Consider the following 14,964-nt stretch of genomic DNA (forward strand, 5'->3'; position numbering starts at 1 on the left):
TAAAATAGTTTTACAAAAAAACATAGCTGATAATCAATAATTTAATTATTTTTTGAAAAATTGACAGATTTAGATCTATTACACTTTGAACAGCTAAAAAAGGATGTTCAGGGTCAATACTTAAAAGAATATACCCCTTCGCAGGATGACATATCCAAGTGGAAGGGTATAGATATTATATATTTTCAGGAAGACCTTCGAAAAAAAGCGAAAGGTAACATTAGTGAAAAGTCATTTTACACTTATTTTAAAACTTCACCGGTTACTAAATTACCAAGGATAGATATGCTCAATTTATTGAGTATTTATGCGGGTTATGACTCCTGGTATGAGTTCAAAAAGCAACATCTTTTTGCCGGCGAATTGCTGCAGGAAAATGAAAATTTTGATGAAGAAGATATGGATGAACTTGAAAAAACAGTTTCTTCAGCTCCCGAACTTCCAAAAACTGAATTTCAGCCTAAAAAAGTTGAAATAAGCACCCAAGAAAACACTGATTTACAAAAATCAAATACTGAAAATCAGACACTTACAAAAAACAAAGCGACAACAAATGAGATTGAAATTTCAGCTGTTCCGCCTAAGAAAAATTTCTTCAAAAAGAACGCCTGGGCACTTGTTACTTCAGTTTTGATTACCATTACTGGCCTTTTAGGATTTAAAGATGTACTTTTTTCGAAAACTTATAAATATTGTTTCATTGATAAGGACAGAGGAGTTTCTGTGATCAATACCTTAGAAATAATGGTGGTGAAAGAAAACGAATCTCCGTTGATGTATAAAATAAAGCCCGGCGAGTGCTTCTATTATTCCAGCAAAGATAAAAATCTAAAAATGCGAATCAGTGCTCCTTTCTACGAGCCTCTGGAGGTCAACAGAAGCCTTGAAAATGCCCCTGAAGAAGAAAAAATAGAACTAAAGCCGGATGATTATAAGATGGCTGTGTATTATTTCTCTATAAAAGACATCAAAGGAGGGAATCCGGATGAGCAGGTTGCTCTTATTAAGCAGAAAAGAAATCAGCTGGAAAACCTGATCAGCAGCAATGCAGTCATCTATCAGGTGTATGATAATGACACTTATGGCATTGAAAGGCTGGATAAACAGAAGTATATCACTCTGGTAACCACGCCAACAACCTCTCTGAAAAACCTGAATGTAATAGAAATGAAAAAGGATATCAAAGGTAAAATTGTATCCATCAAATTTAAAATTGCTACCACAGATGAAAAGAATAAGTAATTTTTTAATTTTCACCGTGCTTCTGACTTTAGTTATTGCCTGTAATAATAAAACCTCAGAGGTAAGCGACCTCGATAAACTACGAAACAGCAACAATGAAAAAAGCTATCCTGCCGTACAGATGGATAGCATGCAGGCTATCAACTCCATCACCAAACAAAAAGTTCAGGAGCTTCTTGACCTGTCTACCCTCTATCTTAGTGGAAACAGGAATACGGAAATAGATACTGTCATTTATTCTCAGATGGAAAGTTATTTTCACAAACCGGATTCTCTGACATTTAAAAGACTGCTGAAGGAACTGGACAGCATGAAAGCAAAAACAGCGAAAGTCAGCAATCTGAATGTATATAAAGAGTTTTATAAAAAAGATACATTAGACTACGCCAAGTTCAATGTGGAGTATTTTGATAATAAAAACAAGTCGCTGGGAAGCTTTGAAAAGAATGCACAATACATCTTATTGTCTACATCAAAGCTTAAAAAAGAATTTAAATTCTACTTTTTAGATTTTTATTCCAAGCCGCTCAAGAAAGACAGTACGTCTGTAGGAGTAACCAGATAGTCCAGAGGAATATCATTTTCCCAGACATCATCCACATATTCATCGGGGTCAAAATAATTGACTCCGATTTTTTTTGTCTCGGAAGAAATGCCTTGAAACAAGCCGTCATAGAATCCTTTACCGTATCCTACCCGATTTCCTTTTTTATCACAGTATAATAAAGGTGTAATCACATAATGAAAGTAATTTTCCCCTGAATCATCATTAGAAACAGGTTCTGAAATCCCCCAACTGTTGGTTTCAAAAACAGTATCTTCAAAAATTTCAATAGCAATCAGCTTATCAGCTACAATTTTAGGCACATAAACCCGGATATTCTGTGCTAAAAAATAATCAATGAATATCTGGGTATCAATTTCCATTCTTGCCGGAATCGGGATAAAAACATGCACTTTCTCCGATTCTTTCGGATTGAAATACTGAATGAAATTTTCAAAAATCTTTTGAGATAACAGGAAAGCCTCATCGGTAGACAAGGCCTTTCTTTTTTGGATATATTTTTTTCTAAGTTCAGCTTTCAGCATAATGATTAAGTAATTCTTACAGAAATAATTTTCACAGGACAGGCGTTTGCCGCTTTCTCCAAATGCTCAAATGCTTCCTGATCAGATGTTTTTAAAGTATAGAAGCCCTTTTTATCTACCGTCTTAAGCAATACTGATTTGCCATCTTTTTTAGACATTCTAAAATATTCCGGAGCGAATTCAACACAGTAATTACAACCAATACATTTATCTCTTTGGAGTGTAGCAATGACCATTACGCTTTAACAATTTTATATAATTTGTCACTTGCCCGTACACGAAACTTCGTAGGGAAAGTAATCACATCAGACTTTGTTGCCTTTTCAGCTCCTTCCTTCTTATCAACGATCATACTTTCGATGATCATTTCCTGTGATCCTGTAGTGGGCCCCTGTATAAGTACACTGTCTCCTACGGAAATATCATAGGCTTCAACCACAAACTCAGCAATATTGGCTTTCGGATAGAAATGCCGCCCTTTTCCTATATAAACTTTCTTTTGTGTTGCACTGGAACCTGAGTTCGAAGACCAGTCACCCAGCTCCTGGCCAAGATAATATCCACTCCAGAAACCTCTATTGTATACGGTTTCCAGAAGTTTCATCCATTCATCAACTTTTTCCTGAGAAAATGTTCCTTCAGCAATACTGTCAATTGCTTCTCTATAACATTTTGTAACTGTTGCTACATATTCAGGTGCTCTTCCTCTTCCTTCTATCTTTAAGACTTTTACGCCGGCATCTACAATCTGATTCAGAAAACCAATGGTACAAAGGTCTTTGGGAGACATCATATATTCATTATCAAGTTCAATTTCAAAACCTGATTCCTGATCAATCACAGTATATTTTTTTCGGCAGTTCTGTTTGCACGCGCCTCTGTTTGCAGAAGAATTATGAGAATGCAGGCTTAGATAACACTTCCCGGATACGGCCATACATAAGGCACCATGCCCGAAAATTTCCACTTCAACAAGATTACCGGAAGGTCCTTTCACCTGATCTTTTTCAATCTGAGTACAGATTTTTTTGATCTGGCTGATACTTAATTCACGGCTCATCACCATTGTATCAGCAAAAAGAGCATAGAATTTTACGGTTTCAACATTGGTTATATTAATCTGCGTAGAAATATGCACCTCCATGCCAATTTGTCTTGCATAAGAGATTACAGCCTGATCCATTGCAATTACAGCTGTAAGACCAGCTTCTTTAGCTTTATCTAAAAGTGTTCTGACGATAGACAGATCATGATCATATATAATGGTGTTAAGGGTAAGATAGGTTCTTACTCCTTTTTCAGCACATCTTCTGGCGATTTCCGGCAGATCATCAATGGTAAAATTCATTGTTGCTCTTGCACGCATGTTGAGTTGCTCAACACCAAAATAGACAGAGTCAGCCCCATTATCTATAGCTGCCTGAAGTGATATGAAATCTCCTGCAGGAGACATCAATTCTATTGTTCCGCTTTTTGTCATTTTGAGTCCGGAATTACTAAGTTATTAAACAGAAATAATTTATTGAAAGTTCGGAATTATGCATTTTGTACAATTCTGTACATCTTATCAGATAAGCGAACTCTGAATGGTAATGCAAAAGTAATCTGATCTCCTATATTTGCTGTTTCACAAGGACCTCCGTTAGCATAGATTTCAGTAATAGTAACCTCCTGCTCTCCTGTTGTAGGACCTGAAATTAATACTTTATCTCCAACTGACAGATCTTTATGCTCAATTAAAAACTGCGCAATTTTTGATTTTGAATAGTAATGCTCTGCTTTACCTATCAATTCTTTTTTAACAGCAATCTTCTGGCGGATATTTTTTGTTTCGGCTTTTGCTAAAGGCTTATCAGTTAAATCTCCTGAGTTTTTAAATTTCAGGGCATCGGATTTTCCTTTTCTGAATACTTTATTTCCAACCTGTAACCCTTTTCTTAGTTTCACCTGTTCTTCCCAAGGTAAATGGATGGTATCCAGACATTCTGCAGAACAGCAGTTTTCCATTGCTGCTTTACAATCATCACATTGGATAAACAATAGATGACAGGCATCATTGGCACAATTGGTATGATTATCACAAGGTTTTCCGCACTGATGGCATTGTGCAATAATATCGTCTGTGATTCTCTCTCCTAAGCGGTGGTCAAATACAAAGTTTTTACCGATGAATTTACTTTTTATTCCTTCTTCTTTGATCTGGCGTGTATATTCAATGATACCTCCTTCCAGTTGATATACATTTTTGAATCCCTGATGTTTGAAGTAAGCACTTGCTTTTTCACAACGGATTCCTCCGGTACAATACATCAGCAGGTTTTTATCTTCTTTAAAATCCTGCAGCTGTTCGTTAATAATAGGTAAACTTTCTCTGAAGTTTTCCACATCCGGAGTAATTGCTCCTTCAAAATGCCCAACTTCACTTTCGTAGTGATTTCTGAAATCTACAACAATGGTATTGGGATCTTCCAGCATATTATTGAATTCCTGAGCTTTTAAGTGAATCCCTTTATTGGTTACGTCAAAAGTCTCGTCATTCAAACCGTCAGCAACAATTTTATTTCTGACTTTTATGGTTAATTTTAAAAATGAGTAATTGTCATGGTCTACCGCTACGTTCAAACGGATTCCTTTCATGAAGTCATAAACTTCCAGCGTATCACGAAAAGCCTCAAACTGATCTGCAGGAACACTCATCTGAGCATTAATTCCTTCTGTTGCAACATAAATACGGCCAAGTGCATCCAGTGCATTCCAGGCTATAAATAATTCGTCGCGAAATTTTTGGGGGTCTTCAATTTTGGCATACGCATAGAAAGACAAAGTAAGACGGTCTTTACCGGCTTCATCAATAAGTTGAGCTCTTTCTTCTGCGCTTAAGGTGTTATACAGTTGCATGCTATAAACGTTTTAAGTGAGAATAAAATTTTTGCAAAGGTAATAATTTTTGAATTAAGTATATTTATGACACGAATCAAGAATAGTAAGTAATGACCTGTCTGCAATGAAAAAGAAATCACTTTACATCATGATTCTGCCATATTTTCTTTAATTTTTTTTTAAGTTTTGTTAACTCTGACATTAACAATTATGACATAAGACATAAAATGATATAATAGCCGTTAAATTTTAGTTAAAATTGAAACATAGCATACTAATTGCTTACTTATTTAACATTAAATTTGTTTACTCAAAAACATAAAAATGAAATTAATTAATAAAAAAGAAAGATATACAATGAAGACTACTTTTAAAAAACTATTACCATTTGCAGTGGTAGGGGTATTATCTGGAGCTACTACCGTTGGAGCTTTACAATATTTCGGACATAGCTCTAATAATGGAGATCAATCTTATTTCACAACAGCCGCACCTAATACATCATTCGCAGGAATGAATACAGGAGCTGTAGGTGATGATTTTGTAAAAGCGGCTAAAACAACCGTTCCGGCTGTAGTTACCATTAAAAACTATCAGAGCAGAACCTCAAGCAGAGCTTCAGAGCAGGATTTGTTCGACTTTTTCTTTGGAGATCCTTTCGGGGGAAGAGGCCAGCAGAGACAGAAGCAGCAACAAGCTCCTGACAATATGCCATCTGGAATGGGTTCCGGTGTTATCATCTCTCCGGACGGTTACATTATTTCCAACAACCACGTGGTAGCAGGTGCTAACAAGCTTGAAGTTGTTTTAAGCAACAAAAAATCATATATCGCTACTTTGGTAGGAACAGACCCTAATACAGATATCTCTTTATTAAAGATTGAAGAAAAAGGTCTTCCTTATCTGAATTTTGCGAACTCTGACAATATTGATGTAGGACAATGGGTACTTGCAGTAGGAAATCCATTAGGATTAAATTCTACAGTAACAGCCGGTATTGTTTCTGCAAAAGGAAGAGGTATCGGAATCTTGGGAGGCCAGGGAAAAGCTACTAATCCTATTGAAAGTTTCATTCAAACGGATGCCGCCATCAACCCGGGTAACTCAGGAGGAGCTTTGGTAAACACGAATGGAGAGCTTATCGGGATCAACTCTGCGATTCAGTCTACTACAGGATATTATCAGGGATACGGATTTGCAGTGCCTTCTAACTTAGCAAGAAAAATCGTTGAGGATATCAAGAAATTCGGAATTGTACAGAGAGGATTCCTTGGAGTTCAATCTTTAGATCTTTCGAATGACCAATTGGTAAGTTCATACAACAAGCAGTTTAAAACAAATCTGAAGGTAGGTTCAGGAATTTATATTACAGGATTTGGTGAAAACAGTGGTGCTGAAGATGCAGGACTGAAAAAAGGAGACGTAATCACAAAAGTAGACAACTACGATATCACAGACTTTGCTGATCTTTCTATGTCTATCGGAAGCAAACGTCCTGGCGATAAAGTACAGGTTACTTATTCAAGAAATGGCAAAGAAAGTACTACCTCTGTAACGCTTAGAGACCAGAAAGGAGGCACTTCAACAAGAACAAAAGCCGACCTTAGTGTAACAGAAAAAATCGGATCTGAATTTGATCCCCTTACAGAGCGTTTCAAAACAGAATACGGACTAAATAGCGGTGTAGTGGCTAAAAACGTATCTGAGGGCAGCGAAATGGCTAAAATCGGGATCGTAGATAACTATATCATCATCGAAATCAATGGCAAGCCGGTCAATTCACAGAAAGATGTTGAAAAGATCCTTGAGAAATATCAGGGGAATGTACAGGTGAAATTCGTGGATGACTATGGAAGAATCTATACAAAAGGTTTCAAAATGCCTTAATCAGAAAACAAATTAGTTTTTCATATCAACAAAAAGCGCTGCAAATGTCTGCAGCGCTTTTTATTATTTATTTAGACTTGTTCATTTTATCAGCGATATTCTTCTTTTTATTCCTTTCGTAGATCACTTCTACAATTTTACCCCCAATCCATGAAAACGGAAAGAACGTAAGAAAAATAGAGATCTTATAAAATGTAGGATGATAAGGAAAAATAATGACATCCAACATGGCGATAAAAAGCATAATAAAGCCAATCAGAATAGCATAGGCTACTTTAGCATATTTAACAATAATGGCCGTCGCAACTCCTCCAATGGTCGTTCCTAATCCGGAAATAAATAAAAGGAAGCCGAAAAACGCCTTATCATCTTTCATGCTGAAAAGAAACCTTTGCCAGTGCTCAAACGGAGCAAAAGCCTCAAAAGTTACCCATTGCGGAAAAGCCCTTATACCAAGAGTAATAATAAGTCCTGCAATACCAAGGCCTATCAGAACCGCAATTGTATTTCTTATAAAGTTCATTAATCCTGATGTGCGATCATAGAAATTTCGATATCCACATTTTTAGGCAAGCATGAAACCTGTACTGTTTCTCGGGCAGGATAGCTTTCTGAATCTAAGTATGATGCATAAATATCATTCATTACAGCAAAATCATCCATGCTCTTAAGGAAGATGGTCGCTTTTACAACATTTTTGAAAGTCATGCCAGCTTCAGTAAGGATGGCTTCAAGGTTTTTCATTACCTGATGCGTTTCCTTTTCAATTCCTTCTACCAGTTTACCCGTTGCAGGATCTACAGGAATCTGTCCGGAGATATACAAAACTCCGTTTGCCATATTAGCTTGTGAATAAGGTCCGATAGCTGCAGGTGCATTAACTGTGTTGATTATTTGTTTCATATGCGGATATTTAATTTTTTCCAGATCATAGGTGATCACTATCTGTTATGTTCGCTGGTTTGCGAATTTTGTCAACAGTGATTTCATTAGTATTTATTCTGCTTGCAAATATAAAATTTATATTCACAAATGCCAATCTGATATTAGAAAGGTGCATTAGGCTGGGTAAAACTTCTGTCTTTGTACTTCAATGCATCACTTAAGATATTGGCTTTGATACCGATAAAGAAGTCATACACTTTATACTGTCCGAAAGGAACCCAGTTGAAATTGATTGTAAAACTTCGCTGATCCCTTGAAAAACCAATCCTTGTATATGCCAATTCTTTAGTCACCATATCATAATGCGTACTTCCGTTGATATTCCAGTAAGGAGTAAGCTTGATACTACCGTCTAATCCTATGGATGCAATTTTATTGGCAAATTTGCTCAATCCTTTGGAATAAGCATAATTGGCACTGATATTTAAAGTCCAGGCCTGATCAAAGTGAGCATAATGATCATCATCAAAATAATAATTTTCATTTCGGACTTCTCCCTTCGAAGAATACTTCTTGGCATAATCTGTTTTTTCTCCAAAAATTTCGCTGCTTAAAGGATAAGATAGCTGAACGTTGAATCCTTGCACACTGAAGTGACCGAACTGCTCTGTTCTTACCCCTGTATTTTCTCCTGATGAGAAATCAATTTTATAAGGTTCCAGCGCAAGACTGGTATTTACAGTAAGTTTACTATTGAAAAAGGAAGACTGTCCGTTGATAGAGAATACAGACCAGGGATGATCTTTAGCAGCAAAGTTGTAGCTTCCTGCCAGGTTTAAAGATTCAAAAATTTTGATTTTCTTTACCCCTGTAGAATCACTCTTAGACTTTACTTTCATCTCAATATTGTTACCGATATTGAACCCTAAGGCTCCCTGCATACCACTTGACGGGCTTCCGATAATTCCTTTTTCAAAAATAGAATAGGGTGTCAGCGCTCCGGTTGCATTATAATAGTTTCTGTAATATCCGAAGCCAGGACTTGAAAAATCCGGTGAATAGGTAAAACTCATACTTGGAGTCATCATATGTCTTATCGCTTCCACTGTAGATCCTTTTTTGAATTTCATCATTCCAAAAAGTGTTGTCTGAAGACTTGCGGAAGTGGAAAAAGTAGAGTATCCTGTAAAGTTTTTATTGATTTCGTCAACCGTTACATTTTTTACCGGATCATAATATCTGTTCAGCGTTTTTGTAGTCAAAGCGTTATCGATATTCGCACTTAAACTGAAAGTGAAGTATTTCGCCAATGTTGTATTGGTAGCCAATGCGATATTGTTTTTAAGTCCTGTCTGCATTTTATCCCACATTTCTTTTTTAAATAGCTCGTTCTCCTGAGTATTCACAAAATTGGTAAGATTGAAACCGGTATTCACTGTAATATTTTCAAGTAATCCCTGTCTGATCCCTGTTCTTGATTTGAACAGATAGAACTGATTAATTGCTACGTTCATCTGTGGAAGACGAAGGTCTGCCAATCCTGTTGCAAAGTTCTGGGAATATGAAGCAGTTCCTGTGATAGTCATCGGAAGTTTCAGGAATCTTTTGGTAAGGGTTACTGTAGAGTTCTGCTGGGTATTCAATACATTCTGATTGAAAATGTAATTGTTGTTAAGCGGGTTGTTATAGAATTTGGTACTTACAATATCTACAGAGGCACTGAATGTAAGGAAAGGATTGGCTTTGGAATCCTGCGAGTGAGTCCAGTTGATTCTATAGGTACTGTTTTTAGTATAATCGTCCAAACCTTTGATCCCTCTCACCATTGTACCAATATCTGCCGTAAAGTTTCCTGAGTAGCGGTATTTCTTCTGGTAATTCACCTGAGGACGTAAGTTCCAGCTTCCTTTTGTATAAATATCTGCTAAAACCTTAAGGTCAAAATGTTCTCCAATCGGTTGATAATATCCAATTCCGTTCAGGAAGAAACCAACATCTTCTCTTTCCCCGAAACTTGGGATCAGAATACCTGCAGCCCTTTTATCTGAGAATGGCAAAATAGCAAAAGGAAGGTAAAGCGGCGTAGGAACCTGTTCGATAAACATCTGAATAGGACCTGTTACGATCTGGGATTTTGTTTTGGTTTTAATCAGCTTAATATTATAGGCTCTCATAAAATAATCCGCTGCCGTATCTTTCTTCTTAATGAAATAATCATCCGTTGTATAATCCGCTTTTCTCATTGCGAATACGGAATCATTATATTTTTTAGTTTTCTGGGCTATAATTACCCCTTCGCTTTCTTCTGTTCTGGCATTGAAAGCAATGGCCTGTTTTGTTTTTGTATTATAGTTGAATTCATTGGTTTCGTATTTTTTCCCGGCCTGTGTAGTGATTACAGGCTCTATAATCTTCCCTAGAGAGTCTTGTTTTCCTCTGGCGTAGATCAGATTTTTGTTATCATCAATAGAGATATAATCCGCATCAATCTGCATATCCTGATACTTTACCTGAGCATTTTTGTTCAGGAATGTCATTTTTTTGGGAACATCTCTTCTCTGATCATCCGCTTTTGTACGAAGAACATCATTTAAAGGTTCTTTTTTTACAACTATGGTATCCTTTTTGGAAATAGTATCATTAACCGCATTTTCAGGCAATTTTTCAGGAGTTTTCTGTGCTAAAAAATTGTTAAAAATTAGGATAATTAAAATTTGTAATATATTTTTGAAGACGGTTTTGGCCAATTTTATTCTATATAATTAAGGCTCAAAATTAATATAATTTTTATAACTGTAAGATGCACAAACAAAATTTTAAAATAATTTTATCATTTCTCCTTATCCTTACCAGCAACTTTATTTTCTCACAGAAGAAGTTTACTATCGTTCTGGATGCTGGACACGGAGGAAGTGATCATGGAGCCAACAGGACTTATTCCGACATTGGAAGGGTTGCAGAAAAAGACATTACACTTGCCATTACATTAAAAGTAGGTGCCATGTTAGAGAAAAACAGAGATTTCAAAGTAATATATACCCGTAAAATAGACGAGTATCCTTCTCTGTCTGACAGGACCAATCTGGCTAACAGAAGTAAAGCAGACCTTTTTGTATCCATTCACTGTAACTCTTCCCAAAGACCTACAGCATATGGAACTGAAACGTATGTACAGGGACCTAACCAGAATAATGAGAACCTGGAAGTAGCCAAAAGAGAAAATGATGTAATTTTTCTTGATGAGAAAGATAAGCAGATTTTTGGTTCTTATAACCCGGATTCTCCTGAATCATTAATTGCTTTGAAACTTCAGCAAAGTAAATATCTGGAATCAAGTCTTCTCTTGGGAGGACTGGTAGAAGATAACTTTGTGAATAAAGATAAAAGATTTTCAAGAGGTGTATTTCAGAAAAACCTTCACGTTCTCCGTATGAATGCCATGCCATCTGTACTGATAGAAACAGGTTTTATCAATCACCCTGAAGAAAGCCACTATATTGCTTCAGACAAAGGACAGACTGAAATTGCAGAAAGTATCTACAATGCCATTATTGATTATAAAAAAGCGGTTGACAGAAAATCCGGCGGTTCTATGGCTGTCAGAAAACCAGAACCTGAAAAACCGGCAGAAGTTCCTTTGAAAAACGATTTCAGAATTCTATTGATGAGTTCTCCTACGAAATACAATGAAAATGATCCTGCCCTGAAAGGCCTGAACTATATTCTTACCCTTAAAGAAAACGGACAATACAAGTATTACTATGCTGTAACCAATATGGCTTCAGTGAAAGATATTAATCTTAAAACTGCCAAAGATGCAGGTTTCAGAAATGCGTTTGCTGTAGGATTTATGCCTAACCAGAGAATCAGTATGGGATATTATACCATAGAAGTGTATGCAGGTGATAAACTGAATGGTAATTCTTATATCCTTCAGAATTTAAAAGATGTGGAAAGAAACAAGGATAATGGAGTATTTTATTATACCTACGGAAAGGTATACACATTGGAAGATGCTGTAAAGCTTCAAAAGGAACTTGAAGCTAAAGGTGTCAAAAATACCGTGATACAAAAGGTCTACAAATAAATCAAAAAAAATAATTTTGAAGTTTAAAAGTTAATTCCTACTTTTGCAACCTCAAAATTTGGCCTATTCGTCTAGTGGTCAGGACTCAAGATTTTCATTCTTGCAACAGGGGTTCGATTCCCCTATAGGCTACTCAACTACATCAATCAATCCCTGATCAATAAAGGTTAAGGGATTTTTTTATTCCAAAAATCAACAGAATCTCCACGAATTTTAAAAGAACGCCTCTACACACTTTGTACAGGGCGAATTTCGAAAATCTTTTTTCATCTCTTTAAAGATTTTTTAGAGCAATAGTTTCATTTTTTTCCAATATCCACAAAAGCAAAATTTTGATTGCCCCATATAACATTTTTGATTTCAGGAACCGTTTTGAGCAAATAAAAACTCAACCTCAAAATCACGAAAAAGGGTAATTGAAATGATTCTGATTATAACTGAAATTTGTACTCATACATAGTCTAAGTATGGTACAAACTAAACAGCGTTGTAAAAAATTGAGCATCAAATTAAATTAAAATTATAGGAGTAGAGAATTCACGCTCTTATAAACAGTCGTAAAAACTAATTAAAAACATATGAAACTATCCAATCTAAAATTCATAGCAGAGACTGAAAAAAGATTTTCAAAATTGAGTCTTCCTCATGCTAAAGCAGCAATTGAATCACCAACATGGTTAAGTGAGAAAGTTATTATTAACGAAAGATTAGATCACCTTGTTTCAAATCGCTTTGAACCTTTCAATCTTGCAAAGGAAAGAATCCTGAAGAAAAATGATTTAATGAGTATAAATTATTTACAGTTGGGGTTTTTAGCTTCAAATCCTGTATGCAGAATTCACGTAAAGAATATAAGTGGCGGTAGCATAGGTTTTGGAACTGGTTTTTTAATCTCTCCCAATCTCTTGCTCACAAACAATCATGTATTTGCAAATGAGGGCGATGCCCAAAATAGTCTGGCTGAATTCAATTTTCAATACGACCAGTTTGGCGAGCCTACAGTAAGCCATATATTTACTTTTAATGTAAATAAATTCTTTTATACAAATGAAAGATTAGACTTTACAATTGTCTATGTAAACCCTGATTCTAAAAGCAAGATTAAACCGCTCTATCATTTTGGATTTTTAAAGCTTACTGAAGACCCGAATAAAGCACTCGTTTCAGAATGCGTGTCAATTATCCAACATCCTTCAGGACAATACAAACAGATTGCTATTAGGGAAAACCAGTTAATTGCTAAAACAGAAGACTTTATAACCTATTTTACAGACACTGCACCGGGCTCTTCCGGCGCACCTGTTTATAATGATCAGTGGCAGGTTGTTGCACTGCATCATAGCGGAGTCCCCCGAAAGGACGAACAAGGTAATTACTTGTGTAAGGACGGAACTATATTTCAAGAAAACATGGATGAGAATCTTATAGACTGGATTGCCAATGAAGGTGTTAGAATTAGTTCCATTCTGCAAGATATTAAAAGCAACATAAACAGTATACGGGCAAAATTCCCCAATAATTTGGTTGAGGAAATATTCAATAATTCAAATTCAATTTCTGATTTACAAATCTTAACAGAAAAAAAAGTCCATCAATCTTCATCTGATAATAAAAAATTAAACGAAATGAGCAACAAAATTACATTTAACGTACCCGTTGAAATTACGTTAGGTATTGGTCTTACAGACAACTTGGTTTCACAAAATACAACAGACAGTATTCCCACTAACCAAGATACTAAGGAGCAATCTTTCTTCATAGAAAAAGCAAAAAACCCAAATTACAAGGGCAGAAACGGATATGACGCAAACTTTGTAAGCTCAGATAATTTCAAGATTGAAATCGAGGACTTATTAAAATCTCAAAGTAAAAATTTAGCACCATTATTAAACCCTACAGAGACCAACAAAAGTCTTCTGCATTATTTTAATTTTTCGATAGCCATCCATAAGAGCCGAAAGCTGTGTATGATGACAGCAGTCAATATCGATGGGAATAGGCTTGATCCTATAAAAAGAGAAAATACAAAATGGATAATTGATCCAAGAATGGACGAGAAATATCAAACAGGTCCGGCCGTATATGCAGATAATGATCTGGATCGCGGACATATGGTTCGGAGACTGGATCCTGTTTGGGGCCCAAATGCAGCTGCTGCAAATGATGATACTTTTCATTTTTCAAATTCTACTCCGCAACATAAAGACCTGAACCAAAAGACCTGGTTAAGCCTCGAAAACTATATATTGGATAGTGCGGGACGGGAAGATATTAAAGTTTCTGTTTTTACAGGTCCTGTATTTAGTGAAGATGACATTCCATACAGAGGAGTTTTGTTACCATTACAATTTTGGAAAGTGGCAGTGATGATAAAAGCAGATGGAACACCTTCCGTAAGTGGCTATATGTTAAAACAACCAGAAAATATTGAAGATTTTAGAAATAAAGAAGGAATCAGAGAAGATGGTTTTGGTCAATTTAAGACTTATCAGGTTCCATTACAAAAAATTGCAGATCTAACGGGTATTGCTTTTAATGATTACAATGAATTTGATCCTTTAAATGGAGTTGATTTCCGCGAAACTATAAAACTTATTGAAATTACAGGGAAAGATGATATAAAATTATAAGTTCCTAGATTACTTAAAAAAGTTATTGTTAATCTGAAAATATTAAGCATCAAACTCTTTCTAAATAATTCTTTTGAATTATAATTTACATACAGTTTTTGAGAACAATAAAGAAGGACCATTAAATGTCCTTCTTTATTATTTAAATAAAATTTAGTCTGTTGATTTTCAAAACCAACCCCTCATTCAGAAATATTATAGCTTTGAAGAAACTTTTCAAATTTTGTGACTTATATTATAAATAAAGAACACCCGAATTTTAGC

General features: G+C 35.6%; 12 protein-coding genes and 1 tRNA gene. 6 read left to right on the forward strand and 7 right to left on the reverse strand.

Features of this window, described 5'->3' with window-relative positions:
- Window positions 1-60 precede the first annotated feature (60 nt).
- Complete coding sequence (locus tag C8D70_RS03880; RefSeq protein WP_110366441.1) at window positions 61-1,242, forward strand: hypothetical protein; 1,182 nt, start codon at window positions 61-63, stop codon at window positions 1,240-1,242.
- Complete coding sequence (locus tag C8D70_RS03885; RefSeq protein WP_110366442.1) at window positions 1,226-1,807, forward strand: hypothetical protein; 582 nt, start codon at window positions 1,226-1,228, stop codon at window positions 1,805-1,807. The genes C8D70_RS03880 and C8D70_RS03885 overlap by 17 nt, the downstream gene beginning before the upstream one ends.
- On the opposite strand, the gene C8D70_RS03890 is transcribed toward C8D70_RS03885, so the two are convergent.
- The 4 genes from C8D70_RS03890 to C8D70_RS03905 are packed head-to-tail and all read right to left on the reverse strand — an operon-like array spanning window position 1,756 to window position 5,229.
- On the reverse strand, window positions 1,756-2,331 hold the full coding sequence (locus C8D70_RS03890; RefSeq protein WP_110366443.1) for a 5-formyltetrahydrofolate cyclo-ligase: 576 nt from the start codon (window positions 2,329-2,331) through the stop codon (window positions 1,756-1,758). The genes C8D70_RS03885 and C8D70_RS03890 overlap by 52 nt on opposite strands.
- A 5-nt stretch (window positions 2,332-2,336) precedes the next feature.
- On the reverse strand, window positions 2,337-2,567 hold the full coding sequence (locus tag C8D70_RS03895; protein WP_076597023.1) for a ferredoxin: 231 nt from the start codon (window positions 2,565-2,567) through the stop codon (window positions 2,337-2,339).
- Window positions 2,567-3,811: a peptidase U32 family protein gene (locus C8D70_RS03900; RefSeq protein WP_110366444.1), complete on the reverse strand. Its 1,245-nt coding sequence runs from the start codon at window positions 3,809-3,811 to the stop codon at window positions 2,567-2,569. The genes C8D70_RS03895 and C8D70_RS03900 overlap by 1 nt, the downstream gene beginning before the upstream one ends.
- 56 nt (window positions 3,812-3,867) lie before the next feature.
- Window positions 3,868-5,229: a rhodanese-related sulfurtransferase gene (locus C8D70_RS03905; RefSeq protein ID WP_110366445.1), complete on the reverse strand. Its 1,362-nt coding sequence runs from the start codon at window positions 5,227-5,229 to the stop codon at window positions 3,868-3,870.
- A 339-nt stretch (window positions 5,230-5,568) separates the two neighbouring features.
- On the opposite strand from C8D70_RS03905, the gene C8D70_RS03910 reads away from it, so the two are divergent.
- Window positions 5,569-7,098: a trypsin-like peptidase domain-containing protein gene (locus tag C8D70_RS03910; RefSeq protein ID WP_110366600.1), complete on the forward strand. Its 1,530-nt coding sequence runs from the start codon at window positions 5,569-5,571 to the stop codon at window positions 7,096-7,098.
- A 67-nt stretch (window positions 7,099-7,165) separates the two neighbouring features.
- Here C8D70_RS03910 and C8D70_RS03915 read toward each other — a convergent pair whose 3' ends face one another.
- From C8D70_RS03915 to C8D70_RS03925, 3 genes are all read right to left on the reverse strand, one after another.
- Window positions 7,166-7,621, reverse strand: coding sequence for a hypothetical protein (locus C8D70_RS03915; protein WP_076597026.1), 456 nt, complete (start codon window positions 7,619-7,621; stop codon window positions 7,166-7,168).
- On the reverse strand, window positions 7,621-8,001 hold the full coding sequence (locus tag C8D70_RS03920) for a RidA family protein (RefSeq protein ID WP_034694591.1): 381 nt from the start codon (window positions 7,999-8,001) through the stop codon (window positions 7,621-7,623). The genes C8D70_RS03915 and C8D70_RS03920 overlap by 1 nt, the downstream gene beginning before the upstream one ends.
- A gap of 143 nt (window positions 8,002-8,144) precedes the next feature.
- Entirely contained in the window at window positions 8,145-10,730 is a 2,586-nt protein-coding gene (locus tag C8D70_RS03925; protein WP_110366446.1) for a putative LPS assembly protein LptD, read from the reverse strand.
- Between the two features lie 53 nt (window positions 10,731-10,783).
- Between C8D70_RS03925 and C8D70_RS03930 the strand changes: the two genes are divergently transcribed.
- The 3 genes from C8D70_RS03930 to C8D70_RS03940 all read left to right on the forward strand — a co-directional run bounded on the left by C8D70_RS03930 (window position 10,784) and on the right by C8D70_RS03940 (window position 14,700).
- Window positions 10,784-12,070, forward strand: coding sequence for an N-acetylmuramoyl-L-alanine amidase (locus C8D70_RS03930; protein WP_181416090.1), 1,287 nt, complete (start codon window positions 10,784-10,786; stop codon window positions 12,068-12,070).
- Between the two features lie 60 nt (window positions 12,071-12,130).
- Window positions 12,131-12,202, forward strand: a tRNA-Glu gene (locus C8D70_RS03935).
- Between the two features lie 446 nt (window positions 12,203-12,648).
- Window positions 12,649-14,700, forward strand: coding sequence for a DNA/RNA non-specific endonuclease (locus tag C8D70_RS03940; RefSeq protein ID WP_110366447.1), 2,052 nt, complete (start codon window positions 12,649-12,651; stop codon window positions 14,698-14,700).
- Window positions 14,701-14,964 lie beyond the last annotated feature (264 nt).

Origin of the sequence: Chryseobacterium sp. CBTAP 102, from assembly GCF_003201365.1 — a bacterium.
Lineage (GTDB): Bacteria > Bacteroidota > Bacteroidia > Flavobacteriales > Weeksellaceae > Chryseobacterium > Chryseobacterium candidae.

Bases quoted from the DNA above. Each gene is read 5' to 3' on its own strand.
- C8D70_RS03910 (WP_110366600.1), top strand. From the start codon at position 5,569: ATGAAGACTACTTTTAAAAAACTATTACCATTTGCAGTGGTAGGGGTA.
- C8D70_RS03920 (WP_034694591.1), bottom strand. From the start codon at position 8,001: ATGAAACAAATAATCAACACAGTTAATGCACCTGCAGCTATCGGACCT.
- C8D70_RS03905 (WP_110366445.1), bottom strand. From the start codon at position 5,229: ATGCAACTGTATAACACCTTAAGCGCAGAAGAAAGAGCTCAACTTATT.
- C8D70_RS03890 (WP_110366443.1), bottom strand. From the start codon at position 2,331: ATGCTGAAAGCTGAACTTAGAAAAAAATATATCCAAAAAAGAAAGGCC.
- C8D70_RS03940 (WP_110366447.1), top strand. From the start codon at position 12,649: ATGAAACTATCCAATCTAAAATTCATAGCAGAGACTGAAAAAAGATTT.
- C8D70_RS03900 (WP_110366444.1), bottom strand. From the start codon at position 3,811: ATGACAAAAAGCGGAACAATAGAATTGATGTCTCCTGCAGGAGATTTC.
- C8D70_RS03895 (WP_076597023.1), bottom strand. From the start codon at position 2,567: ATGGTCATTGCTACACTCCAAAGAGATAAATGTATTGGTTGTAATTAC.
- C8D70_RS03930 (WP_181416090.1), top strand. From the start codon at position 10,784: ATGCACAAACAAAATTTTAAAATAATTTTATCATTTCTCCTTATCCTT.
- C8D70_RS03915 (WP_076597026.1), bottom strand. From the start codon at position 7,621: ATGAACTTTATAAGAAATACAATTGCGGTTCTGATAGGCCTTGGTATT.
- C8D70_RS03885 (WP_110366442.1), top strand. From the start codon at position 1,226: ATGAAAAGAATAAGTAATTTTTTAATTTTCACCGTGCTTCTGACTTTA.